22 protein-coding genes and 1 pseudogene are annotated in these 24,771 nt (G+C 34.5%); 18 read left to right on the forward strand and 5 right to left on the reverse strand.

What is annotated here, in order from left to right; translation table 11 throughout:
* Nucleotides 1-115: 115 nt before the first annotated feature.
* The 5 genes from DR871_RS12595 to DR871_RS12615 all read left to right on the forward strand — a co-directional run bounded on the left by DR871_RS12595 (nucleotide 116) and on the right by DR871_RS12615 (nucleotide 8,286).
* The gene (locus DR871_RS12595) at nucleotides 116-3,295 is read left to right on the forward strand and encodes a SusC/RagA family TonB-linked outer membrane protein (RefSeq protein ID WP_113666567.1); all 3,180 of its coding nucleotides are present in this window, start codon (nucleotides 116-118) and stop codon (nucleotides 3,293-3,295) included.
* Between the two features lie 11 nt (nucleotides 3,296-3,306).
* The gene (locus DR871_RS12600) at nucleotides 3,307-4,920 is read left to right on the forward strand and encodes a RagB/SusD family nutrient uptake outer membrane protein (protein WP_113666566.1); all 1,614 of its coding nucleotides are present in this window, start codon (nucleotides 3,307-3,309) and stop codon (nucleotides 4,918-4,920) included.
* A gap of 18 nt (nucleotides 4,921-4,938) precedes the next feature.
* Nucleotides 4,939-5,982, forward strand: coding sequence for an IPT/TIG domain-containing protein (locus tag DR871_RS12605; RefSeq protein ID WP_113666565.1), 1,044 nt, complete (start codon nucleotides 4,939-4,941; stop codon nucleotides 5,980-5,982).
* A 121-nt stretch (nucleotides 5,983-6,103) separates the two neighbouring features.
* Nucleotides 6,104-7,318, forward strand: a complete 1,215-nt coding sequence (locus DR871_RS12610) for a glycoside hydrolase family 27 protein (RefSeq protein ID WP_242497109.1) — start codon at nucleotides 6,104-6,106, stop codon at nucleotides 7,316-7,318.
* An 89-nt stretch (nucleotides 7,319-7,407) separates the two neighbouring features.
* Nucleotides 7,408-8,286, forward strand: a complete 879-nt coding sequence (locus tag DR871_RS12615; protein ID WP_242497110.1) for a glycoside hydrolase family 5 protein — start codon at nucleotides 7,408-7,410, stop codon at nucleotides 8,284-8,286.
* 378 nt (nucleotides 8,287-8,664) lie between these two features.
* Here DR871_RS12615 and DR871_RS12620 read toward each other — a convergent pair whose 3' ends face one another.
* Both DR871_RS12620 and DR871_RS12625 read right to left on the reverse strand, forming a co-directional pair.
* Complete coding sequence (locus tag DR871_RS12620; RefSeq protein WP_113666562.1) at nucleotides 8,665-9,129, reverse strand: hypothetical protein; 465 nt, start codon at nucleotides 9,127-9,129, stop codon at nucleotides 8,665-8,667.
* A 936-nt stretch (nucleotides 9,130-10,065) separates the two neighbouring features.
* Nucleotides 10,066-10,908, reverse strand: a pseudogene (locus tag DR871_RS12625) (DUF932 domain-containing protein); the annotation flags it as partial.
* 35 nt (nucleotides 10,909-10,943) lie between these two features.
* Between DR871_RS12625 and DR871_RS12630 the strand changes: the two are divergent.
* Genes DR871_RS12630 through DR871_RS12640 form a run of 3 tightly spaced genes read left to right on the forward strand, consistent with a single transcriptional unit; the run spans nucleotide 10,944 to nucleotide 12,039 of the window.
* Nucleotides 10,944-11,366, forward strand: coding sequence for a hypothetical protein (locus DR871_RS12630; protein ID WP_242497111.1), 423 nt, complete (start codon nucleotides 10,944-10,946; stop codon nucleotides 11,364-11,366).
* A 6-nt stretch (nucleotides 11,367-11,372) separates the two neighbouring features.
* The gene (locus DR871_RS12635; protein ID WP_113666561.1) at nucleotides 11,373-11,660 is read left to right on the forward strand and encodes a hypothetical protein; all 288 of its coding nucleotides are present in this window, start codon (nucleotides 11,373-11,375) and stop codon (nucleotides 11,658-11,660) included.
* Between the two features lie 40 nt (nucleotides 11,661-11,700).
* Nucleotides 11,701-12,039 carry a helix-turn-helix domain-containing protein gene (locus DR871_RS12640; RefSeq protein WP_113666560.1) on the forward strand — a complete coding sequence of 113 codons (339 nt, stop codon included), beginning with the start codon at nucleotides 11,701-11,703 and terminating at the stop codon, nucleotides 12,037-12,039.
* Nucleotides 12,040-12,050: 11 nt separating this feature from the next.
* On the opposite strand, the gene DR871_RS12645 is transcribed toward DR871_RS12640, so the two are convergent.
* The 3 genes from DR871_RS12645 to DR871_RS12655 all read right to left on the reverse strand — a co-directional run bounded on the left by DR871_RS12645 (nucleotide 12,051) and on the right by DR871_RS12655 (nucleotide 14,579).
* Nucleotides 12,051-13,202: a tyrosine-type recombinase/integrase gene (locus tag DR871_RS12645; protein WP_113666559.1), complete on the reverse strand. Its 1,152-nt coding sequence runs from the start codon at nucleotides 13,200-13,202 to the stop codon at nucleotides 12,051-12,053.
* Nucleotides 13,189-13,761, reverse strand: coding sequence for a helix-turn-helix domain-containing protein (locus DR871_RS12650; protein WP_113666558.1), 573 nt, complete (start codon nucleotides 13,759-13,761; stop codon nucleotides 13,189-13,191). The genes DR871_RS12645 and DR871_RS12650 overlap by 14 nt, the downstream gene beginning before the upstream one ends.
* Nucleotides 13,762-14,255: 494 nt before the next feature.
* On the reverse strand, nucleotides 14,256-14,579 hold the full coding sequence (locus tag DR871_RS12655) for a helix-turn-helix domain-containing protein (protein WP_072944222.1): 324 nt from the start codon (nucleotides 14,577-14,579) through the stop codon (nucleotides 14,256-14,258).
* A gap of 448 nt (nucleotides 14,580-15,027) precedes the next feature.
* On the opposite strand from DR871_RS12655, the gene DR871_RS12660 reads away from it, so the two are divergent.
* The 10 genes from DR871_RS12660 (at nucleotide 15,028) to DR871_RS12700 (ending at nucleotide 24,736) form a co-directional block, all read left to right on the forward strand.
* On the forward strand, nucleotides 15,028-15,234 hold the full coding sequence (locus DR871_RS12660) for a hypothetical protein (RefSeq protein ID WP_106357549.1): 207 nt from the start codon (nucleotides 15,028-15,030) through the stop codon (nucleotides 15,232-15,234).
* A 731-nt stretch (nucleotides 15,235-15,965) separates the two neighbouring features.
* Complete coding sequence (locus DR871_RS12665; protein ID WP_072944218.1) at nucleotides 15,966-16,637, forward strand: DUF6799 domain-containing protein; 672 nt, start codon at nucleotides 15,966-15,968, stop codon at nucleotides 16,635-16,637.
* 68 nt (nucleotides 16,638-16,705) lie between these two features.
* Entirely contained in the window at nucleotides 16,706-17,581 is an 876-nt protein-coding gene (locus DR871_RS12670) for a hypothetical protein (RefSeq protein ID WP_072944216.1), read from the forward strand.
* 111 nt (nucleotides 17,582-17,692) lie between these two features.
* Nucleotides 17,693-17,854, forward strand: a complete 162-nt coding sequence (locus DR871_RS16560; protein WP_242497112.1) for an NAD(P)-binding protein — start codon at nucleotides 17,693-17,695, stop codon at nucleotides 17,852-17,854.
* Nucleotides 17,830-18,189, forward strand: a complete 360-nt coding sequence (locus DR871_RS12675) for a hypothetical protein (protein ID WP_242497113.1) — start codon at nucleotides 17,830-17,832, stop codon at nucleotides 18,187-18,189. The genes DR871_RS16560 and DR871_RS12675 overlap by 25 nt, the downstream gene beginning before the upstream one ends.
* A gap of 124 nt (nucleotides 18,190-18,313) precedes the next feature.
* On the forward strand, nucleotides 18,314-19,627 hold the full coding sequence (locus DR871_RS12680) for a TolC family protein (protein ID WP_072944211.1): 1,314 nt from the start codon (nucleotides 18,314-18,316) through the stop codon (nucleotides 19,625-19,627).
* A 60-nt stretch (nucleotides 19,628-19,687) separates the two neighbouring features.
* On the forward strand, nucleotides 19,688-20,767 hold the full coding sequence (locus DR871_RS12685; RefSeq protein WP_072944209.1) for an efflux RND transporter periplasmic adaptor subunit: 1,080 nt from the start codon (nucleotides 19,688-19,690) through the stop codon (nucleotides 20,765-20,767).
* 196 nt (nucleotides 20,768-20,963) lie between these two features.
* Nucleotides 20,964-24,155: an efflux RND transporter permease subunit gene (locus tag DR871_RS12690; protein WP_113666556.1), complete on the forward strand. Its 3,192-nt coding sequence runs from the start codon at nucleotides 20,964-20,966 to the stop codon at nucleotides 24,153-24,155.
* A 78-nt stretch (nucleotides 24,156-24,233) separates the two neighbouring features.
* Entirely contained in the window at nucleotides 24,234-24,539 is a 306-nt protein-coding gene (locus DR871_RS12695) for a P-II family nitrogen regulator (protein ID WP_113666555.1), read from the forward strand.
* A gap of 11 nt (nucleotides 24,540-24,550) precedes the next feature.
* Nucleotides 24,551-24,736: a YgaP family membrane protein gene (locus tag DR871_RS12700; protein WP_165355336.1), complete on the forward strand. Its 186-nt coding sequence runs from the start codon at nucleotides 24,551-24,553 to the stop codon at nucleotides 24,734-24,736.
* Nucleotides 24,737-24,771: the final 35 nt, after the last annotated feature.

A 24,771-nucleotide genomic window follows, 5' to 3' on the forward strand; every position in this document is an offset into this window, starting at 1 on the left:
TAATGTTTACTTGTGTTATAGATTTGTTAATTATAAGTCAGAATAATTAATATGCATTTTATTTCTGAAATATGCTTTTCAGAAATTAACAATCTTAACTAACTAAACATTTATTATGAAAAAACTATTGTCTAATTTAATTCATTGGAACGGCAATCACAGAGCAATTCCTTTGTTATTATTTTTACTGCTTACAAGCAATTTTATTACAGCTCAAGCAAAAATTCAAGGTGTTGTAACTGATGAAAAGGGTCTTACTATACCTGGTGTGAATGTATTGGTCCTAGGGTCAAGCAAATCTGCATCGACAGATATTGATGGTAAATATGAAATTGATTCTCCCGTGGATGCTACATTGTCATTTTCTTTTATTGGATTTGAAACCCAAAATATTGCAGTAAAAGGGAAATCTAAAATCAATGTGTCATTGAAGTCAACTTCACAAAACCTGCAAGAAGTTGTGGTTATAGGTTATGGTACTCAAAAAAGAGGCGATGTAACTAGTGCGATATCTTCTGTAAAAGCTAAGGATCTTGAAAATTTGAAACAGGTGTCTGTAGATCAGATGTTACAAGGTAAAGCAGCAGGAGTAACAGTGACTAGTAATTCTGGTCAACCCGGGAGCAACACTTCTGTGAAAATTAGAGGTATTTCTTCCCTTGGTGGTACAAATGAGCCATTATATGTGGTGGACGGTGTACCAATTTCTGGTGATGCCACCAGTAAGTCAACTACAGGTAAACCATTGGTGGGAAATGATTTTAGTGAGGGGAGTACATCGACAGGGAATAGTTCTGTAAGCCCAATTGCTTTTTTAAATCCCAATGATATCGAGTCGATGGATATTCTGAAAGACGCTTCAGCAACAGCGATATATGGATCTCGTGGCGCTAATGGTGTGGTAATTATAACTACAAAATCAGGAAAAAAAGGTTCGGGTAAATTGACTTATGATCATAGTTACTCTATTCAAGAGCAAACAAATTTAATCGATGTTCTGGATTTACAAGGGTACGCCAGATTACAAAATGGATTGATTGATGCTTTAACCCCAACAGCATTAAAAAATGATAATTTTTCACATCCGGAGTTATTAGGCAAAGGAACTAATTGGCAAGATGAAATCTACAGAATTGCCATCATGAAATCGCATCAATTGTCTATTTCTGGAGGAAAAGAAGGAGTGAGTTATTATGTATCTGGAGGGTATATTGATCAGGAAGGTACTGTGATAGGATCTGGATTTAAAAAATATACTTTTCGAACTAATGTGGATGCTAAAGTGAAGGATTGGTTGAAGGTAGGTGCATTTGTAAATACTGGAATTACAAACGAAAATATTACATTAAATGGAAGTCAAAACGGAATAGTTAGTACTTCATTGTTGAGTACTCCTGATGTAGTTGTGTATAATGCAGATGGAACTTATGCTGGCCCTCCAACAAATTCTCAAGGAATATATTTTAGAAACCCAATCGCTGAAGCTTTATCTAACACAAATAAATTGGTCAGAAAGAATTTTTCTGGAAATGTTTTTACTGAAGCGAGATTAATGAAGGGTTTAGAGTATCGTTTTGAGATAGGCGGATATGCAGAATTTAGTGAAGGAAACGAATTCCGTCCAACTTATAATTGGGGAGCTGCAAGCAATAATACAGCTTCGCTTACTTCAAGAACAAATAGTTTTTATTCGATAAACATTAAAAATTTACTAACCTATAAAACTGAAATAGGAAAGCATAGTTTTAATATTTTAGCAGGCCAAGAGGCTAATGAAGGCAACTGGAAAGGTTTGGCTGTAACTGGAATTGGATTTTTCGATAATTCGTTACCTGAATTACCTGTGGCCGCAGAATTGCAAAAAGTTGAGCCAGGTTTCGCTTATAGTGGATCACAAAGATTGTATTCACTTTTTGGAAAAGCAGTTTATGATTATGGAGGACGCTACAGTATTTCAGGATCTATAAGGGCAGATGGTTCATCAAAGTTCGCAAAAGGAAATAAATGGGGGTATTTCCCGGCTGTTTCTGGTTCTTGGAAATTATCTAATGAGGAATTCATGCAGGACTTTACTGTAATAAAAAATATAAAACTCAGAGCTGGTTATGGTGAGACTGGAAATCAGCAAATTGCAAATAATTTATATGCCCCAGCATTGACTTTAGTACAATCACCTTTAGGTGCTGGTTTTCAGCTTTCCAGATCTCCAAATCCTGAATTGACTTGGGAGTCTCAAAAACAAATAAATATTGGTTTAGACTTCTCACTTTTTAACTCGGGATTAAATGCTTCGATAGATGTTTATAAGAAGACTTCTAAAGATTTCTTGTATCAAATTCCTTTGCCATTATTTCTTACTGGAAGTGCCGATGGTGGTGGAGTAGCCTCAGCTTTTGGAAATATTGGAACATTGGAAAATAAAGGAATTGAAATGTCTGTGAACTATAGTACCAAATTAGATAGTGGTTTTTCTTGGAATTCTACATTAGTCGTGTCTAAGTATGTAAATAAGTTAGTTGAGATTTCTAACAGTTCATTGCTTATTAAATATGCTCTTATAAATGATTATACAAGAAAACCAATTACTAAAACACTAGTCGGAGGCCCTATAGGTACTTTTTATGGATTGAATTCATTAGGAATTTATACCTCGGATGCCGATGCCAGCGCAGGGCCTAAAAACGGTTTTGGTGCCAGCCCGGTTGATTTTATTGCTGGTGATATGAAATATGCGGATAATAATAATGATGGTGTGATAAATGAATTAGATTATACGACGATTGGGGATCCAAATCCAGATTTCACATTCGGTTTTACTAACAATTTTGCTTACAAAAATTTTGATTTTTCAGTGTTTTTGCAAGGCTCTGTTGGAAATGATTTATTTAATCTTACAAGGAGAGCTGGAACATCAAATTCCAATTTGTATCAGAATCAGTTTGCTTCTGCTTTGGATTTTTATTCTCCTTCTAACCTCGATGCAAGTTTACCAAGACCTACATCTTATGATCATCCTAATTTAATTTTTTCTGATCGTTTCGTTGAAGACGGTTCTTACCTAAGAGTACAAAATATTACAGTTGGATACACATTACCAACGGATATTATCTCGCAAGCTAAGTTGACTAGACTTAAATTATATGCAAGTGTGCAAAACTTGTATACTTTCACAAAATATACTGGTTATGATCCGGAAGTTGGATCGTTCAATCAAGACGCTTTATTGTCTGGTGTTGATAATGGTCGTTATCCAACTCCAAGAGTTATTTCAGTGGGAGTAAATGTTGAATTCTAATACTTAAAAAAATGAAAAAATATTTAATAAATTATAAAACATTAGTTGTTTTATGTTCGATTTTGGTCATATCATCTTGCTCAGACGAGTTTATAGATGTAGTTCCTAAGGATTCTTATGACGCTGCGACATATTATGATTCTGATGAGAAAGTAGCTTCAAGTACTAATATACTTTATGGAAAAGCTTGGTTTGAATTAACGGTAAAGCCGTATTTTGCTTTAACTGACATGGCATCTGGAAATTTAGTGAACACATCTTCTGAATTTAATCAGTTTAATACATTGTTGTTTCAAACTAGTGATGAGAATTTACTTGGAGCTTGGTCTTCCTGTTTTGGAGTGGTTGCAAATGCAAACACCTTAATTTTGGCTTTACCTAATATTAATAATCCGAAGGTAAGTGAAGCAGCCATCAATAATTCTCTAGGTGAAGCCCATTTGATGAGAGCTTTAGCTTATTTTAATTTGGTTCGATTTTTTGGACCGGTACCAATTGTTGAGAATGCAGCAGATTTTGCTTCTAATCCTCAAATAAATACTAATCTTGTTTCGGATGTTTATAAGTTTATCGAAAACGATTTGATATTCGCTAGAGACAATTTGAAAGCAAAAGTCAGAGGAGGTAGTTATCAGGATAATGCCAGAGTTTCTTCAGGCTCAGCAAAAGCACTTCTGGCAAAGGTGTATTTATATCAAAAGAAATATGCCGAGGCTAGAGCTCTAGCAGAAGAAGTAATCAACAGCGGAGAATTTAAACTATTTGGTACAGATGTACCAGCAACTAATTATGGAGATTTATTTCTTCCGAAATATAACAACAATGAAGAATCAATCATTGCTTTCCAATGGATGCCTGGTATTTACTTTTATGGGAATTCATTGAATACACAATTTGCAAGTAATAGAAATCTAACAGAAGCTAGTTATGCTGGAGTTGTAGGTCCCTCTCAAGACTTGATTAATAATGCTTTTGAGCCAGGAGATTTGCGTAGAAAAGAAACATTTATGAAACCTGGAGATAATTACCCTAAATTATCAGCATCAGCAAATTATGACGGAACTGGGGCAATAACATTGGGATATACTATGCCAGATTTAGATCAAGATGGGCAAACTAACTTCGCACAAGGTTCTGGTGCTGCAATGAAAAAATATGTATGTGGTAGAAGTAATGCTGACATTACAGGAGTGTATAATGCTCTTGCAAATGGATTTACTAAGCAAAACACATATGTGATGCGATATGCTGAATTATTATTGATCCATGCCGAGGCAATTTTAGGTTCTCAATCTGGCAGTACTTCAAACGGTGCAGCACTGGCCTCCTACAATAAAGTTAGGGTTAGAGCTGGCTTAGCGCCTAAAACTTTGATAACTTTTGAAGACATTTTCAAAGAAAGAAGAGCTGAATTGGCTGCGGAAAATGACTATTGGTTTGATTTGGGCAGGCTTGATTTTGCTGTTGCAAAGGCTAAATTGGAAGCTCAAGACAGAGGTACAAAAATTGCACCAACTAAAATTTCTTCGTTACCCATTACGACACTTATATATCCTTATCCTGCAAATGAGCTGTTGCAAAATCCAAAATTAAGAGAACCTGCAGTTCCTTATGTTTTTAAATAACTAAAAAAATATACTATTATGAAAAATCTTAAAGCAAAATATATATACCCCTTTCTTACCTTGTTTTTAGTGGCAAGTATGTTGTTTTCCTGTTCATCAGATGACAATGAGGGTTCTTCAGGAACATTGACAATTGATAGTGTGAGTAAAGCTGGAGAAGGAGAACTGGTTCCAACTACGTTTGGATCACCTAAAAATGTATATGTAATTCAAGGTTCTGGTTTTGCCACCCTTGAAAAAATTTATTTTAATGATGTGGATACGTATTTCAATCCAACTTTAGTTACCGATAAAGCCATATTTGTTACGATTGATGAAAGTACTCCGTACGCAAATGCATCGAATGAATTAAAAATAGTTACAAAATTTGGTACTGTAATTTATCCATTTATAATTGCTCCACCAGCTCCTACTTTTGGAAGTTACAATCCTATTAATGCAGTTGCAGGCGATATTATAACAATTAGTGGTAAATATTTCTTAAACCCTTCCGTTAAAATTGGTGATATTAACGCTACTGTAATTTCATCATCATTGACAGAAATTAAGGTAACAGTTCCCGCTGGTCTCACACAATATAAGTACGTTACGGTTACAAATATATCTGGTTTCGCAACCTCTACTCAAGCTATAGGGACAGCAATTTATGATGATGCTGCGGCTTCATTTGTTGAAAATTATTTAGGACCGTGGGATGGAAGTGGTTATAAAGTCAATACTACAGAAAAAGTACAAGGTCAAAATTCGATAGAAACCACATTTACCGGATATACGGGTTTCAAATTCCCAATGTTCGCCGCTCCAGTTTCAACAGCTTCTTACAAAGCGCTTAGAGTTTCATTTAAAAGCACGAAGGCAACGGGTAAATTTAAAGTGGTATTAAATGGAAATTTTGGTGCTGGAAAAGAGGTTTCATTTGATAATAAATGGACTAGCGTAGTGATACCATTTAGCGATCTAGGTGGTGCACCTGCAGAAATTAATGAAATTGTTTTTCAAGAATTTGGAAATGATAATGGGGATAAAATTTTTATTGATGATGTAGGTTTTGTTTTAAAGTAAATATTTGGTTTTGTTTGAGTTTGTTTAAGAAATTCCCTAGTTCAACAATTAGGGAATTCTTTTTGGAAAGAATTTTTTAATATAAAATATAAAGATAAAAAAAATAATTTGTTCTTTTTTTATGGTTGCTTTTTCTTTGTCCACATCAAGCCAAGGAAATGTAATAGCGCAAAAAAGTACCAAATACAATGATTTAGCTTTAACTCCGCCTATGGGATGGAATTCATGGAACACTTTTGAAACAAATATCGATGAAAATTTGGTAAAAGAAACTGCTGATATAATGGTAGCTTCTGGCATGGCGGCTGCAGGTTACACTTATATTGTACTTGATGATGGCTGGATGGCGAAAGAGCGCGATGCTAAAGGTAATTTAGTCCCAGATCCAATAAAATTTCCTTGCGGAATGAAATCATTAGTCGAATATATTCATGCCAAAGGACTGAAATTTGGTTTGTATAATTGTGCAGGCACGCACACTTGTGCCGGATATCCTGGAACTCGTGGGTATGAATATCAAGATGCGCGGTTTTATGCAGAATTAAATATTGATTTTTTTAAATATGATTGGTGCAATACTGAAGGAATCAATGCAAAAGAAGCCTATACCACAATGAGTAACGCATTGAAAACAGCAGGTAAACCAATCGTTTTCAGTTTATGTGAATGGGGTGACAATCAGCCTTGGGATTGGGGAAAACCTGTTGGTAACCTTTGGAGAATCTCCGGAGATATTTATCCGTGTTTTGATTGTGAATTTAAACACGAACAAGGAAATTGGTCGTCCTGGGGATTTATGAAAATTATCGAAATGCGTAAAAACATTCGTAAGTTCTCCGGACCGGATCATTGGAATGATTTCGATATGTTGGAGGTGGGTAATGGCATGACAAATAACGAAGATAAAGCACATTTCACAATGTGGTCTATGATGTCTTCACCGTTAATAGCTGGAAATGATTTCAGAAAAATGTCTAAAGAAACATTGGCAATTTTATCAAACAAGGAGCTAATTGCTGTAAATCAAGATAAATTGGGGATTCAAGGGTTTAAATATTCTGCTAAGGATGGACTGGGAATTTGGGTTAAACCCTTATCTGATGGAAATTGGGTAATAACTTTTTTGAATCGAAGTGATATTACAAAGAAGATATATTTCGATTGGATAAAAGAGGTGATACGAGATGTCGATTTCAATCTAGAAACTAATTTTAGTACGACAAATTATAAAATTATTGACCTTTGGCAAAACAAAGAGGTTGGAAATACAAAAAAAATATTTATTTCTGATTTATCCTCGCATGATGTAATTACTTTGAAATTAAATAAAATTTAAAAATGGACGTAAAATCGAAAATTACGGGATTGCTCTTTTTGCTCTGCTGCTGCTTTTCTAACGCTCAATTTGTGAAAAATCATGGGCAATTGAAACTTGAAGGAACGCAGCTTGTAGATACTAACGGAGAAGATGTTGTGCTTCGTGGATTGAGTTTTGGCTGGCATAGTTTCTGGCCAAGATTTTATAATGAAAAAGCGGTTAAATGGCTAAAAAAAGATTTTAAATGTAATGTAGTTCGCGCTGCAATGGGAATTGAAGTAGGGGACAAACCATATTTGAAAGAAAGTGAATTTTCAAAAGCTAAAGTGAAAGCTGTTGTTGAAGGCGCAATTCAAGCGGATATTTATGTAATAATAGATTGGCACAGCCACAACATAAATTTAGAAGAAGCTAAAGAATTTTTTGCAGAAATGTCGAAAACATATGGTAGGTACCCCAATGTAATTTATGAAATTTTTAATGAGCCTGATTATGAATCTTGGGAAGAAATAAAGGCCTATTCGGAAGAGGTTATAAAAGTTATTCGCGAGAATGATTCAGATAATATTATTCTTGTAGGTTGTCCCAAATGGGATCAGGATATTCATTTACCAGCTGCAAATCCTATAAAAGGATTCGATAATTTAATGTATACCATGCATTTCTATGCAGGAACCCAAGGAAAATGGTTGCGCGACAGAACGGATGACGCGATAAATAGCGGATTACCAGTATTTGTCTCAGAATCTGCTGGAATGGAGGCTACGGGGGACGGTCCACTCGACTATGAATCTTGGCAGCAATACATCGATTGGATGGAAAGTAGAAAATTGAGTTGGATTACTTGGTCAGTATCGGACAAAGATGAAACGTGCTCTATTCTAAAAAAATCAGCTAAATCGGAAGGGAATTGGAAAAAGAAAAATTTGAAAGAATCTGGTGTTAAAATTAGATCATTATTGAGACACTATAATGTTGATAGGTAATAATTATGAGTTTTATTACTAATCTTTTAAACGAAGATAATAATATGCTGAAATCCATAATTAAGAAAATTTGTAAAATTATAAATAGATACTCGGTATTGTATTGAGTATCTATTCATTGAAATACATTTTTTTATATGATTTTAAAAGTGTTTAACCAGTATTTTATCGATTAAATATCCATAATTATAGATGTAATTATACAATGGTTTTTCATTGACATAATAATCATAAATTACTATTAGTGAATAGCAGTATTTAACCCAGTAGGATAGCACTTTTGATTTTACGGAGTTTTAATTTTATCAGTATACTCAACAAATTAATAAATAATTAGCATAGAATTTATGGTAAGAACTAATTCGGAAGCGTCAAAAATTATTCTTTTTTATTCTCAAGCTGAACCTTGAATTTCCCCCAATAGGGATTATCTGCCATTAGCGAGTGTCCAATCACTAAAATATAATCTCCTTTTTGCTTGAGTGGGATTTTTAAATCCATTCCAAAGGGGCCATCTGAAGATTTATCTGGAAAAATAATTTGGTTGAAACGGATGTTTCCTTTACCTGTAGTTGGAACAATTCGTGCTTCCAATGCGCCTAAATCTTTATTTTTAAATTTGATGAATACTTTTGAACGAATCGAATCTAAGGAACCTTCACCTGTATAGAAACCTTTTTCATTACTAAAATTCATTTGAATGGTGTCGCCTGTTTGTCTGTTTTCTTTTTTCTTTTTCTCTGTTGCAATTGGATATGGGGCAGGAGCAGCAGCAGTCTCCTTTTCTTTAAGATGACAAGAAAAAAAGAAAATTGAAATTAAGAGTATCAAAAAAAATTTCATAACAGTATTTTTTACTAAAGTTTTTCAAATTTAGTTCTTTTTGGCGGTGTTTTTTTATAAAACAGCATTTGGATTCTTGTAGCATCTAGGTATAAATTTCATCTTTTTTCTTGTTGATTTCTCGAAAAAATACTTCTTAACATCTTTCATTTAGCTTTCTTTTATACTCACAATTAATCCATTGTTGTAGGGATTCGATATTGATTTTGTATCAAAGTAAATGGGGGTAATGCTTATTTTAATACATACTATAAATTTTTGAAATAAGTTTTTGGATGTTTCGAAGCAAATTAATATTGTCATTTCTTTGAAATTCTTATGCAGATCTAATAAGCATCAATATAGTAAAACCCCATAGCAACTTTTTGCTGGTCTTCACTTTAAAGCTTTAGACTCACTGTTAATTATTGTAAACATAAAAAGTAAATAATCGGTGAAAAAATACTGATAATTAGAAATCGTTGTATTGAAGCAGTCTGCAGCTTATAATACAATAATCTACGCTATAATAGAAATTGATTCAATCCAAAGCGCCCCGAAAAGAGTCCGACGCAGTAAGGTGCGATTTCGGGGCGGCGGGGCAATATCGGCGTTAGCTATTTTAAGCAATACAACCGTTAATAGTGATGCTTCTATATTGGTTAGTATCGCGCTGCTGTATAAAATCTGTTCATCTAATGGGGTTATAGGGTAGCACCTCGATTGAAGTCTTTTGAAGGTTTTGGTACAACCATAAAAGCATTCCTTACCGTGGAACCATTTGTGCAGGCTGGTGCAGAGGGGGAGCCATCCGTCAGTTTCTTCTAGGATGGTATTGTATTGGTCGGTGTTTATTAGCAATGCAGAGGTAAAAAAATAGCATACAATATGAGATAATAATTAAAAGCACTTTGATAAAAATGAGGACAGGCAGTATAAACTGCCTATCCTCATCGTTTAATTAAGAAGTAGTGCATCGGCGCCATTAGTTGCAAAATCGTTACAAAGATTAAATGCTGATTGTGCTCGAATTTGTCCTGTACCACCCATTAAGAGAGAAGCCAGTTTGGCTTGTTGATCCTTATAGGACCGAACATTTTGAAAGTAGCCAGTAATGGCATTATACGCCCCGAAAACGGTTCCTTTTGTAGTATTCATTAATTGAGTAGGGTCGCTCATGGCGTACTCAAACGCACTGTCTACCATATTGACAAAACAGGACGAAAGTTCGTCCACTCTGCCATCTTGCAGGTTTTTAAGCACCTCCTTGCTGGGAGCAAGAGCAGACTGAATGAGTTTTTTTACGTCATTGTCTGCGATACGCACTTTAGACCAATTGTTGAAAATGGCTTCCATTTGTTCTGATAAAACATTGGTAATTCCCATTACTTTGTGAGCCTGCTCCAAGCGTTGTTTGGCGTTGGCAGTATGGCGAATGCGCACGGTATTGCTTTGGTTGCGCAGGGCAGCGTTCAGGGTGTTGGCACATACAATACGTATAGGGGTAAAAGCAGCTGTAATGCTTCCGCTTCCATCGTGCGAAGTCGTTAGAAAAAGATACTTTTCGATAAGGTCGTCTTTACCAACGCGGATGTAGTTAGGCAGTTTAGCAGTTATAAAAATGCGTTCCCCTTTGCCCAACGCCCCTGCGGTTTCGTATAGCATACCGTCACCATCTACGATAGCATCAAAGAATGAAAAGGCATCCCTGTCTTGTACAATTTGATAGTCTTTACCGACTACGCCTAAAATGGCATCAGTATCGGTGCGTACGGTACTGAAATAATTTGGTACTTCGATTGTACCGTTTAGTAGACTTGGAGTGAAGGGTACAAATGGATTTTAAGGAAGCGGATAACAGTGGCAATTTCAAGCTCAACCAGTACCATCAAAATTATGGATATGATTTAGAGGCAGCGCTAGCCAAACATCCAATCAAGGAACTGCGTACCGCTAAATTTAAAGAAGATTTGATGGATTCCTTGAAAAAAGGAAACTTACAATCGGCCACTTTTATGAAAGACGGTAAAGAAGTCAAACATTATATTGAAGCTAATCCTCAATTCAAAACCATCAATGCATATGATGTAAATCTAAAACGTATAGACAACCGTCAGACCAAAGAGGAAAAGCAATCAGAAGGACAAAATACCTCACAGAAGCAGGACAATAAAAAACAAAGTCAAAGTGATGATGATGGGCCTGCCGTTCCCCAAGAAGCCAAAAAGAGAAAAAAAAAGCAGTCTAATTCAATGTAGATTCTGATGGAACTACTAAAGCCCTTATCCGATTTCTTTAAAGCAATAGAGAATGATTACCGTATTAGCATTACACATATTGGTATTTATGCCGCACTATTGCAGTTTAGAGCGGGTAAGGGTTTTGGTAATCCAATACAAGCGTACCGATATGAAATTATGGATCTAGCGAAGATTGCTTCGCCAAAAACATATTACAAATGCATGCGGGAACTAAACGAGTATGGTTATATTATTTACAAGTCCACCCGCAAGCGAAATCAAGGGAGTACTATCTTTTTCGTCGATCAGTAACTTATATGTCGTCTTCCTTTTTACTCTAAATAGTAGCATTATGAAACAGTTTACTTTTGAAGACTTACCGAATATTATTGGAAAATTGTTTGTTAAGCTTGATAAGATAGAAAAGCTTCTCAAAGAACGAAAAATAAATGATTTAGATAATAATGAAGAGCTGTTAACGATAGAAGGTGCCGCTGAACTGTTGAAATTATCCGTAGCCACTATTTATACAAAGGTTTGTAAAAATGAAATCCCTGTCAATAAGCAAGATAAAAGACTTTATTTTTATAGAGCAGAACTACTGGATTGGATTAAATCAGGAAGAATTAAAACTACCTTAGAAATTCAACAAGAAGTGGAATTGAAATTCAATTCCACTAAATATAAGTAATATCTTTTTTTCTAAACGCTAAGTCTTTTTAAACTTATCTTAGCAGTTGTTTCCCTCTTTTTTGAATCAATAACTTTCGCGTATATTTGGGTTGTTTTAACATTTTTGTGCCCTAGCATTTTTGAGATAGTATAAATATCTGTTCTGGAGGATAACTGAAGGGTCGCATAAGTATGTCTGAAGCAATGAAAAGTTATGTGCTTCTTTATACCTGATTTTGCAATCCAAACTGGTAGTATCCTATCTACATCCCATTTCTTCAAACCTGCAAAAACTTTATCATTTTCATTTACTTTAGGTCTCAAAAGTTCAAAAGCTTCATTAGGTATTGGAAGTGTTTCCATTCCTCCAGTTTTCTTTTGCTTAAATCGGATATAATAACCATCATTTTCGATGTATTCTATTTCTGACCACAAAAGTTTTGCAATATCAGAATATCGAACACCTGTTAAAATTGAAAACATGGAAATCTGATATACGAGGTCATTAGAGCATGGAGTATAGAATAGTTTTTTTGCCTCTTCAAGCGTAAGAAAGTTACGGTGAGCTTCTTGTTCTTTAATAGAATCTATACCAGCATTAATATCAATTTTTAGTTTACCTTCTATGTACGCTTTTTTCAATGTGGTTCTGAGTTTGTTTTGATATGATAAGCCTGTATTTCTAGATAACTTTTTCCCTGTATCTCTTAAACTCTTTGCATTTAGCAAGTATTCTTTGTAATCTTCCATTAAAGAAATAGAAATATCATTAAAACAAATATCTTTTCCTTCCAAGAAAGACTCAAAATGTGTAATTGCAGATTTCCAAATACTTCGATTATTGCCGATTTTCTTCTGTGCCAGTTTATTAAAATATCCGAGAAATGACTCGCGACCAATTGCCTGAATATGTAATTGGTCTTTTTCAAATGAAGTATATATGTTTTTTTTACTTATCTCATTTTGTCGTTTCATCTGAATTAATTCTGCTATATGGCGGTTTTCAATATTTGAATTTTTTTGAAGTTGATTTTTTGGCTTTTTGAAAAGATATATTTTCAAAAACTCGCGTCTAGTATACCTGTTATTGTTATTCAAGATTGGGGGATAAAAATCCAAATAAAGGGATATTCTTTCGTTTGAAATATCTTTTTGCCTCAACGTTACATTACTCTTTTCCATGGCTTTTTGTATTAAATATTATATCTATATCATTCTTGGCTAAATAATTATATTTGCCTACTGCATACTTTACTATACCTTGTCTTTGAATAAGCATGTACAATGCACCAGAAGAAATTCCATATTTTTGCTGTATTTGCGTTATTGTATAGCAATTCTCCAAACCAGGAAATTCTTGAGTTGGGCGAAGAACAGATTGATCCAGCGGAAGCGAAAAAAATGAATCAATATCGCACCTTCTAATGACTGTTCTGGTACCAAATTTTGCTACATCAAGTTCTCCTCTAGAAATAATTCTGTAGAATGTTCTTCGACTAATTCCAAATAAAATGCTCGCTTGGCTTATGCTAAGGAAATCTTTAACTCGTACTATTTCAAGTTCAGGATTTTTGGCACTCTCGGTCTGCTTATTACTTTGTTTGATCTTCGACTGCCTTACGATCGATTTGTAACCTTTGCTATTGCAGCCTAATGAGCAGTAGCGCGTTCTTGTTGTGCGTGCCGTAAATTCATTTTTGCAGAATTCACAGATGCGCGTAATCTTAATGTTTGTACTCATAGTAATGTGACTTTAGGTGTCCCACTGTGACTATGTGTGCCATAAATTGGCCAAAAAAAAATATTTTTTGTACCTCAGATTTTGAGGTACAAATAAGGTACAAATCTAATCAAAATAAAACATAATATCAAAAAGATAATATAAATAAAAACGGGTTAAAATATTTTTTATCAATACTTTAACTCGTTTGTTTTGTCGGTGGTTTGTGATATTTTGTGAAATCTATTTCCCGATACAGAAAATAACTTTCCTTACTTTAATAGGGTTTTAAACTTAGGTGGTACAATTATGGTACAATTTAAAGCAAACTATCGCAAAACAAAACAAAGTATCCTTAATCAAGATAACATAACTCATGGGAGTTGTTTATGCAAAAATAGTTATAAACTTTGAATGTTTTTTATGTTACTAACATAAAAAAACTAAGTCTTGTATGATGAGAATATTTAGATTTAGGGGTAAAAAGAACAGAGGTCAAAAATCTAGTATTAACTTTAGATTTTTGACCTCTTTTCAATATCATTTTTGATTTCTAAATAAGTTTTTACACGACCGGACTTAATCCATTTCATTAACTCATGTCTATAAAAATAAATGCGTTTACCTTGTTTATTGACGGGGATTTCCCTTTTACATACTTTACTATAGATTGTTGATACCGATAGATTTAAAAGTTTTGATGCTTCTTGAATGTTTAGAATTTCGTTCTCATTTTCCTCTACAATAGAGATTCTTAGAATAAGTTTTTCCAAATGCTCCAATTTATCATGAATTTTGTTCATCATTACAGGTATTTGGTCAAAAGTAAATGGCTTCATGGTGATCGGTTATTTAAATCTCATGTAAAAGTATTTATTACCGACTTTGGAGATGAAAGATGTCCTTAAAAGGGAGAGTTTGGCTTTTAATTTCTAATTATTGTCGTTTATAAGACATAAGAATCCATTGAGGATAAATGTTGGTTAGAACTGTCGGTTTAGTAACCCTGTCCGAACAGAAAATCCCGAGAGAAAAATATCAAAGGGCTAGAAGGGATTGATTGTCAATCCCTAGATGTGATGAAACGGGTGCAAGATACGAAGACTTAAATATTTTAGGTGTGCTAGTAATTTTCTAATTGGATAATTGGTAGTAAGGAAGAGTGTAAAAAATCAAAGGGCATGACAAAATGTTCCTTGTTGAAAAACCTAAACTCGTTCTCTTCGAAGAAAAGACACTGATTACTAATACAGGAAAACCTGTCTTAGTAATGTTATAAGTCGTCAGGTGCTTATCTCACGCTATTTTAAAAATGTACGATTCCATAAAGATGATGAAGCCAAACTAACTTCTCCTTTGACGGGTGACACAAGACAATTGCGAATACAATCGGCATTCAATCTTAGTGGTGAATTTGCTAATAAACCGATTTTAGAAAATAAATGGGAGCAGGAAACGGCTATTTTGATTTTTCTTTTATCCGTTTACACTTAACGACTGGGTTTTTTATACAAAGTTGGAAAGGTTTTAGTAATGGTTTGCTTTATTTTTTCGTACTATATTTTCATGCACAGCTCAATCGCGTTTTTCTGCTTCCAATTTTATAAAAAAAAATATCAACCGGCTTTATATATAATTTTTGCTGTTGGGTTAATAGTATTGTTTATGGTCTTTTTCTATGAAATTTCAACCGAGTTTATTTACAAAAATTGCTTTTTATACATATCATTCCATCAAGAAATGTATCAGTTTCAGTTTGCTACCTTGTCTGGAAGGTTTGTTTGTAAATTGGGAACCATACAGATTTTAGAACATTACCGAGCACAAAAAAAAGAAGCCAACAAAGTATTGTTGATCAATCAGGTTCACATACTAGGACAAATCAGATTTTTGCTGATTTGTCCCTATTTTTTACTATATAAATCCTTGTATAGCATTACCGTCTTAAAGATAAAATTTCAATTAGTATATAATTAACGATTAATTTCGTACACATACTTAATATAAATATGCCCTTAATCGGCAGATTAATACATTTCGTCTAAAAAAAATGTAATTATCAGAAAATCAGATGTTTGTGATTAAAAAACCCCAAAAAAAAACTAATTTTGAATCATAAAACAATTAAGTATTAACCTATATTTTATAACACTTAATTGTTGCATCAATACCTCCAAATCTTTATATAATCAATTTGTATTTATAACCAATTAAATATATTTATTATGAAAAGAATACTTTTTTCAATCGCATTAGTAGTCTTAGTAGCTACTGTAGGTTCAAGTCAAATTCAAGATCAAGATCAGGATCGTAATCAGGACCGAATCATGCTCGTAGATGGTGATGTATTACAAATAAGAGACCGAGATCAGGTACGTCTAAAAGATAAGGTAACGCTTACTGATGGTACAACTATAAATCCAAATGGCAGTTATCAAACAAGTGATGGGAAAAAATTGCGTCTTCGAGATGGAGAATGTCTGGATATGAACGGAGTAAAATACACCAATGAATACCAATACAGACAAAGAATACAAAATGAAAACAAAAACCTTTCGGAAGCACAAATACGAGAAAAAAATCAGAACAGAACTCAATTTATGCTCTTAAACGGAACTGTATTTCAAGTACGAAATGAATCTCAAAATAGAATTCAAGAAAAACTTAATTTGGGTAACGGTGTAGTTATAAATCCTGACGGAAGTTACCAAACTCGTAGCCAAAATAAATTACGTCTCAAAGAAGGGGAATGTTTAAATATGGATGGGCAAAAATTTCAAAATGCATACACGCATCGAAAAATGACTATTCAAAAACAAATGGATGCAAACAAAGTTAGGATGAACAAAAAAATCCAAAGTAAACCAAACATCCAAAAAAGAGGTAGAGTACAATAAATAACAAAAGCAACTTTGGTTTTAAAAATCAAAGTTGCTTTAATTTTTTAATTCAAAATTCTATTAAAATGAAAAACTTACCACTCTTATTTTATTTGCTTTTAGTAGCACTCCCAATTTCATTAATGGGACAAAACCTAAAAAACAAAGATAAAAATTCCTACGTCTTATTTAGTTTAAACTATGAAAGCGATGCCGTATTTATGGGAAGAAACGATTCTGTCCGTGCGCCATACTTAGTACCTTCATTAGGATTTTATGACAGATCGGGTTTTTTTGCAGATGCGTCATTATCCTATTTAACTAAATCGGAAGAAAGCAGAATAGACCTGTTTTTATTAACTGCAGGATACCAATTTAATTCTAAAAAATTAAGTGGCTTACTCTCAGGTACAAAATATTTTTTTAGTAAAGATAGTTACAGCATACAATCGGAAATTGAAGGTGATCTTACAGCCACTCTTGGTTATGACTTAAGCCTTTTTAAAATTTCATTAACTGCAAGCAGCTATTTCAGCAGTAATAGTTCTACTGATTTCTTCGGAGGAATACAATTAGATAAATCAATATACGCATTAGATGATAATTTTGAAATAACTCCAACATTTAATATTTTTGGAGGATCACAATACTTTTATCAGGAGTACTACACTTACAATCGTTTGGGAAACCGAAAAGGGAAGAGTAATCTGCAAAATCCATCCATTAACAATTCTATTGCTATAAAGGAAGTAAACCAATTTAATGTTTTAAATCTTGAAATTAGTTTACCCATTCAATTTCAAAGTAATTCATTTCTATTTTCAATTTCTCCTCATTGGGCATTTCCCCAAAGCAATGCAACCATTACTACTAATGAAATAATATTAAAAGAAGACCTCAAAAATATATTTTACTGGTCAGGGGGCATTAGTTATTGGCTCAATACCAAAAAAAGGAAATAAACAATAATTGTATAACAAAAATAGCTTTTAGACTTACCCAGTTGCGACTAATATTACTTACTGATTGCAAAATAGATTTGACCAAATTTTGAAAAAATTAAATGATTCACCATGTCAAAAATTGTAATACTTGGAGCAGGAATTGCCGGTCAAACCGCAGCAGCTCATTTGAGACAAAAACTTTCAAAAAATCACGATGTTCTCGTAGTTTCTCCTAATAGAAATTACCAATGGGTTCCTTCTAACATTTGGGTAGGCATCAGACGTATGTGAGTCAAAGAGGTTATTTTCCCTTTAGAGCCTTTGTACAAAAAAATGACATCGGCTACAAAAAAGCACAAGTCATTTCGTTTCATCCCGAAGGCGATCCTTCCGAAGCCAAACCATATGTGCTCGTCGAATATGTTTTTGCAGAACGAAAAGGCATTCGAGAAAAATTACGCTATGATTTCCTCATCAATGAAACGGGTCTAAAATTAGCGTTTTACATGACCGAAGGTTTGATTACTGGAACTAATATAACCTTCTCTGCTTGTACTTATTACCATGCTTCACACGCATCAACAGGACCACATGATTTAATTAGAGAAATAAAAACAACTAATTAATCTCAAGCATCTTTAAAACCATTTAAAGATGCTTTTTTTATTTTATCGGACGAGTGTGACATTAGTTACTGTTTACGTATTTTCTGATATTTACCTTTACTGCATTAATTTAGAAAAAACTATTATGAAGCAAATAAACACATTACTACTCTTTGGAATTCTTTCCTTTTCTGCTGTAGGATTCAGTCAGGATACCTTGACTATTTCTAAAAAAGAAATTTGGCAAAAGGCTTCCGATAAAAACCTGCAAATCAAAATCGTTAATCAGGACTTCAAATCGGCACAAGCAGATTACAGACAATCTAATTCGTTATTCTTACCCAGTATTTCGGCATCACATACAGCGATTTCAACAACAAATCCTTTGATGGCTTTTGGTTCCAAATTGAATCAGGAAATTTTAACGCAATCTGATTTTAATCCCGCTCTATTAAACAATCCTGCAAGAACGAAAAATTTTGCTACTAAAATTGAGGTTTTACAACCCTTAATCAATGTAGATGGATTGTACGGAAGACAAGCTGCCAAAGCAAAAATGCAAGCTTTTCAATTGCAAACAGAGCGCACCAAAGAATATCTTGAACTAGAAGTCAATAAAGCTTTCATGGAATTGCAATTGGGTTACAAAGCGGTAAAAGTTTTGGAAAAAGCCAACACAACTGCTGCAGCGAATTTGAAATTGATAGAAAATTATTTTAAACAAGGGATTCTTCAAAAAACCGATTTGCTTTCGGTACAGGTTCGTGTAAATGAAATTAAAAATCAGTTGCAATATGCAAAAAGCAATGTACAAAATGCTTCCGATTATTTGGGATTTCTTTTAAATGAAGATACTGGCACTAAAGTATATAAACCTATCGAGGAATTGGAAAATGCGATAGCTATTCAAACCATCAACACGACGCTTTCCAGCAATAGGAAAGACATTCAAGCAATGGATAAATCATCTGAAGCCTACGCAAAAATGGTACAATCGAGCAAAATGAATTTCTTGCCGAGATTGAATGCTTTTGGAAGTTATGAATTGTATGATGATAAACTTTTTGGAACCAATGCCAAAGGATATTTAATTGGTGCACAAGTATCATGGAATGTTTTTGACGGTTATAAATCTATTGGAAAAATGGAAAAAGCCAAAGCAGATTTCCAAAAGTCAGAAATGGAAAACCAGCAATATAAATCCAAAAGTCAATTGGAATTAAACAAAACCAACCGTCAGTTAAAAGATGCTGAGAATAAGGTTAATCTTTCCAAATTAGCATTAGAACAATCACAAGAAGCCTACAGAATCCGTAGTAATCGTTTTACGCAGGGATTGGAAAAAACAACTGATTTATTACAAGCAGAAACCCAAATGTCTCAAAAAGAACTGGAATTCCTGCAAGCCGTTTTCGAATATAATTTTACTCAAGAATATTTACAATTTTTGACCAAGTAAGAGTTAAGAAATAGAAGAAAAAACAAAGAAGAAAGACATAAAATAATCAATAAAAAAATCATGAAAAAAATAATAGCAATCCTTTCAATAGCTGCAGTTTTCTTAACCTCATGCGGAGGCGACAAAAAAGAACCAATTAAGACAGAACCAGCAATTGCAGTGAAAGTAAGCGGAATTTCAGCTGATGGCAACAGTCCGTTTGTAACGGCCAGCGGTAAAATTGAAGCAGAAAACAGCGCCAACCTCAGCACGAGAATGATGGGTTATGTCACTAAACTTCATGTACAAGTAGGCCAAAAAGTAGGTGCCGGACAATTATTGGTCAGCATTAATAACACTGATTTGCAAGCCAAAAAAGCACAGGTCGATGCCAGTATTCTTCAAGCGACTGCGGGTTACAACAATGCTAAAAAAGATTACGATCGTTTTGTGAATTTATTCAAACAACAAAGTGCTTCGCAAAAAGAATTAGATGATATGACGGCGCGTTACGAAATGGCAAAAGCAGGATTGGAAGGAGCTAGACAAATGCGAAACGAGATTTTAGCTCAATTTTCCTATTCGAATATTAGGGCTCCGTTTTCAGGAACAGTGACTAATACTTTCGTAAAAGAAGGTGATATGGCAAATCCCGGAATGCCTTTGGTAAGTATTGAAGGTGCTTCAAGATTACAAGTAACGGCCATGGTGTCTGAAAATGATATTGCAGAAATCAAAAAAGGAATGCCTGTACATGTTTTGGTAAAATCATCAAATGCAAAACTAATTGGAAAAGTAAGCGAAGTGAGTATTTCGGCTACGAATACCGGAGGACAATATTTGGTAAAGGTAAATTTAGATAAAACCGATAATTCCGTATTATCAGGAATGTTTGTAAATGTGCAATTTCCTGTTGCAAACAAAACGCAAACTGTTGCGTCTGATCGAATTTTAATTCCCGAAAGTGCTTTGGTAAAAAAAGGACAATTAAGCGGAATCTATACAATTGGAACTGGAAATATTGCCATTCTGAGATGGTTACGAATAGGGAAAACGTTTGGGAATCAAGTAGAAGTGTTATCTGGTTTATCAGCGAACGAGCAATATATCGTTTCGGCAGATGGGAAGTTGTATAACGGAGCTTTGGTTCATATTCAGTAAAAAAAGTTGAAAGTTTAAGGTTTAAAGCAGAAAAACGGAAGACCAAAAACTGAAAATGTATAAAATAAATGTCATTGTTAATTCCGCGTGAGGGATTGAGGCGGCATCCTTTTGTGAAGCGTAGCGGAACAAAAGATACTGCTGAAAGCCCCGCCCGACCTTTTTGAGAGGGTCACGCCCAAAAAAATAAAAGAAAATGCAAGAAGGTATTTCAGGTAAAATAGCCCAATTTTTCATCAACTCAAAACTGACTATTTTGCTTATGGTGGGTTTGATGATTATTGGAGTTTACAGTTCGTTTCTGATTCCTAGGGAAGAAGAACCGCAAATTAATGTTCCAATGGCCGACGTGATGGTGGGTTATCCGGGAGCAAGTCCTACAGAAGTAGAAAGTCGTGTGGCAAAACCATTGGAGAAAATAATCTCGAATATCAAAGGGGTTGAACATGTGCATACGATGGCGATGAACGGTCAGGCGATGTTGATTGTACAGTTTTATGTAGGTCAGGATGTGGAGCGTTCGTATGTAAAATTGTACGACGAATTAGCAAAACACGAAGATATGTTTCCAAAAGGCGTGTATAAACCTATGGTAAAAACACGTTCTATTGATGATGTTCCTATGTTGGGGATTACGCTTTGGAGTGATAAACAAGATAGTTTTCAGTTGCGACAAATTACCGAAGAAGTAACATCGGAAATTGAAAAAATAAAAGATGTGGCGATAACCAAAGAAATAGGTGGAAGCAATCGCGAACTGAAAGTGATTCTCGACAAAGATAAAATGGCCGAAAATGGCGTAGATGCTTTGGGAATTATGCAAATGATTCAAGCCAATAACGGAAGTTCACAATCGGGGAGTTTTGTACAAAATGACCAAGAATATTTGATTACAACAGGGCAGTTTTTATCGAATGCCGATGATGTCGAAAACTTGGTAGTTGGCGTGAATAAAAATATGCCCGTGTATTTGAAGCAAGTAGCGAAAGTACAAGATGGACCGGCTACACCCAGAAGTTATGTGGCTTTTGGTTATGGCAAAGCCAATGAAAAATTTAAAACCGCAAAATCGGAATATCCTGCCGTAACCATATCTGTTGGTAAAGTGAAAGGTGCCGATGCGATGAAAATTTCGGAAAAAATTATTGCTAAAGTAGAGCAACTAAAGAAAAATATAATTCCAAATGATGTTCACGTCGAAGTAACGAGAAACTACGGTGAAACGGCATCCGACAAAGTAGGCGAATTATTGTTACACTTAGGTGTCGCAATAGTTGCGGTGACTATTTTAGTGATGTTAGCCATGGGATGGCGTGGTGGATTGGTTGTATTTTTCTCGGTTCCGTTGACATTTGCACTGACCTTATTCGCTTACTATTTATTGGATTATACGTTGAATAGGATTACACTTTTTGCTTTGGTTTTTGTGGTGGGAATTGTTGTGGATGACAGTATAATTATTGCCGAAAACATGCATAGGCATTTTAAGATGAAGCGACTGCCCTTTAAACAAGCGGCTATTTATGCGATAAACGAAGTAGGAAATCCAACAATTTTGGCAACATTTACAGTTATTGCGGCTATTTTGCCAATGGCTTTCGTATCTGGAATGATGGGGCCTTATATGAGTCCAATGCCGATTGGCGCTTCGATTGCGATGATTTTGTCTCTATTTGTGGCTTTGACAGTGACCCCTTATTTGGGATATCATTTGCTTCAGGAAAAAGACGATCAAAAACATAAAGAAGCTGAAGGATTAGAAACTAGTCATATTTATAAAATATACAACAAACTGGAACGACCGTTCTTAGAAAGCAGTATAAAAAGAAGAGTGCTACTTGCCGTAACTGTTGTGTTATTATTTGGTTCTGTTTTGATGTTTTTCACGAAATCAGTAGTAGTAAAAATGCTGCCTTTCGATAACAAAAATGAGTTTCAAGTGGTAATTGATATGCCCGAAGGTACAACACTCGAACGAACTGCAGCGGTTACCAAAGAAATTGCCCAGTATTTATCAAATAAACCAGAAGTGGTCAATTATCAAAATTATATAGGAACATCTGCTCCAATTACTTTCAACGGATTGGTACGTCATTACGATATGCGTGGCGGAAGCAACATGGCAGACATTCAGGTGAATCTATTGCACAAAGAAGACCGAGATATACAAAGTCATGCTATTGCCAGAGCGATGCGTCCCGATATTCAGAAGATTGCCAAGAAATATGGGGCAAACGTAAAATTAATTGAAGTACCGCCAGGACCGCCAGTTTTGTCAACCTTAGTCGCTGAGATTTATGGACCCAATTATAAAGACCAAATAAAAGTAGCCCAACAGGTGAAAACTATTTTGGAAACAACTTCCGATGTTGTGGATATCGATTGGATGGTAGAAGACAATCAAACGGAATACAAACTGGAAGTAGATAAAGAGAAAGCCATGCTGAACGGAATTGCACCGCAACAAGTAGTTGGGAATTTGACTTATTTACTCAAAGAATACCCAGTTTCTAATTTGTATGATGAAAATTCAAATGATAACGTGGCAATTGTCCTTTCGCTTGACGATAAAGACAAAACCAGTTTGCAAGACATTCAAAACCTAAAAATCAAAGGAAGTCAGGGAAATATGATTCCGGTGAGTGATTTGGTAAAAGTAAAAACAGATACATTACAAAAAACCATTTACAGAAAAGACCAGAAACGTGTGGTTTATGTAACGGCTGATATGGCTGGAGCATTAGAAAGTCCGGTTTATGCAATCTTAGGAATGAGTGAAAAACTGACTGAAATGAAAGTCCCAAAAGGGTACAAAGTCAATGAATTGTATATGGAGCAACCCACAGATGAAAGTGATTTTACCGTAAAATGGGATGGTGAATGGCAAATTACTTTGGAAGTATTCCGTGATTTAGGTGTTGCCTTTATGGTCGCAATTGTAATCATTTATATGTTGATCGTGGGATGGTTCCAGAACTTTAAAACCCCGATTGTGATGATGCTTGCTATACCGCTTTCCTTAATCGGGATTGTGTTTGGCCACTGGTTATTGGGCGCTTATTTTACAGCAACTTCTTTCATCGGAATGATTGCATTGGCTGGAGTCATGGTGAGAAACTCGGTTCTGCTGATTGACTTTATAGAAATCCGATTGAATGATGGCATTCCACTAAAACAAGCGATTATCGAGGCAGGTGCAGTGAGAACCTCTCCTATTTTATTGACAACTGGTGCTGTGGTTATTGGAGCTTCTATTATACTGTTTGATCCTTTGTTTCAAGGATTAGCTATTTCATTGGTATTTGGAGCAATAGTTTCTACTATTCTAACATTGATTGTAGTGCCACTGATTTATTACATAACGGAGAGAAAGAAATGGGAAAAATAAAAAAATGGTGTAGAGTTTAAGGTTTAAAGTTGTAAAACCGGAACCTTAAACTTGAAACTTTTAAACAAAAAATAAAACATGAAACTACTGATTATAACTGCAGTCATAGCATTTGAAAAAGACATCAAACAAATGCTTAAACAGGCCAATGTAAAAACCTTCACGTATAAAGAAGTGAAAGGGTTTAATGATATTTCTGAAGAAGCTATAGAAAGCAATTGGTTTTCGGCAGAATTAAATGAAACCGAATCGATATTATTTTATGCTTTTGTAAAAAAAGATAACGTAGATACACTATTTGATATGGTTACCGAATTTAATAAAACGCAAGAAACGTTATCAAAAATACATGTTGCTGTTCTAAATATCGAAAAATCAATTTAAAATAAAGAATTATGAAAAATAGAATTGTAAGAGGCGTAGCCGGGAGTTTTATATTAATCAGTTTACTTTTAGCAATCTATGTCAACCAGAACTGGTTGTGGTTTACCACTTTTGTAGGAGCCAATTTATTGCAGTCTTCTATCAGCAAATGGTGCTTGATGGACACTATATTAGAAAAACTAGGAGTAAAAGATTAATAAGCAATTCAATCACTGTATAAAATGGAAGGCTA

The organism is Flavobacterium petrolei, assembly GCF_003314435.2.
Classification (GTDB): domain Bacteria; phylum Bacteroidota; class Bacteroidia; order Flavobacteriales; family Flavobacteriaceae; genus Flavobacterium; species Flavobacterium petrolei.

Bases quoted from the DNA above. Each gene is read 5' to 3' on its own strand.
- DR871_RS12595 (WP_113666567.1), top strand. From the start codon at position 116: ATGAAAAAACTATTGTCTAATTTAATTCATTGGAACGGCAATCACAGA.
- DR871_RS12600 (WP_113666566.1), top strand. From the start codon at position 3,307: ATGAAAAAATATTTAATAAATTATAAAACATTAGTTGTTTTATGTTCG.
- DR871_RS12605 (WP_113666565.1), top strand. From the start codon at position 4,939: ATGAAAAATCTTAAAGCAAAATATATATACCCCTTTCTTACCTTGTTT.
- DR871_RS12610 (WP_242497109.1), top strand. From the start codon at position 6,104: ATGGTTGCTTTTTCTTTGTCCACATCAAGCCAAGGAAATGTAATAGCG.
- DR871_RS12620 (WP_113666562.1), bottom strand. From the start codon at position 9,129: ATGAAATTTTTTTTGATACTCTTAATTTCAATTTTCTTTTTTTCTTGT.
- DR871_RS12630 (WP_242497111.1), top strand. From the start codon at position 10,944: ATGGATTTTAAGGAAGCGGATAACAGTGGCAATTTCAAGCTCAACCAG.
- DR871_RS12635 (WP_113666561.1), top strand. From the start codon at position 11,373: ATGGAACTACTAAAGCCCTTATCCGATTTCTTTAAAGCAATAGAGAAT.
- DR871_RS12640 (WP_113666560.1), top strand. From the start codon at position 11,701: ATGAAACAGTTTACTTTTGAAGACTTACCGAATATTATTGGAAAATTG.
- DR871_RS12645 (WP_113666559.1), bottom strand. From the start codon at position 13,202: ATGGAAAAGAGTAATGTAACGTTGAGGCAAAAAGATATTTCAAACGAA.
- DR871_RS12650 (WP_113666558.1), bottom strand. From the start codon at position 13,761: ATGAGTACAAACATTAAGATTACGCGCATCTGTGAATTCTGCAAAAAT.
- DR871_RS12655 (WP_072944222.1), bottom strand. From the start codon at position 14,579: ATGAAGCCATTTACTTTTGACCAAATACCTGTAATGATGAACAAAATT.
- DR871_RS12665 (WP_072944218.1), top strand. From the start codon at position 15,966: ATGAAAAGAATACTTTTTTCAATCGCATTAGTAGTCTTAGTAGCTACT.
- DR871_RS12670 (WP_072944216.1), top strand. From the start codon at position 16,706: ATGAAAAACTTACCACTCTTATTTTATTTGCTTTTAGTAGCACTCCCA.
- DR871_RS16560 (WP_242497112.1), top strand. From the start codon at position 17,693: ATGTCAAAAATTGTAATACTTGGAGCAGGAATTGCCGGTCAAACCGCA.
- DR871_RS12680 (WP_072944211.1), top strand. From the start codon at position 18,314: ATGAAGCAAATAAACACATTACTACTCTTTGGAATTCTTTCCTTTTCT.
- DR871_RS12685 (WP_072944209.1), top strand. From the start codon at position 19,688: ATGAAAAAAATAATAGCAATCCTTTCAATAGCTGCAGTTTTCTTAACC.
- DR871_RS12690 (WP_113666556.1), top strand. From the start codon at position 20,964: ATGCAAGAAGGTATTTCAGGTAAAATAGCCCAATTTTTCATCAACTCA.
- DR871_RS12695 (WP_113666555.1), top strand. From the start codon at position 24,234: ATGAAACTACTGATTATAACTGCAGTCATAGCATTTGAAAAAGACATC.
- DR871_RS12700 (WP_165355336.1), top strand. From the start codon at position 24,551: ATGAAAAATAGAATTGTAAGAGGCGTAGCCGGGAGTTTTATATTAATC.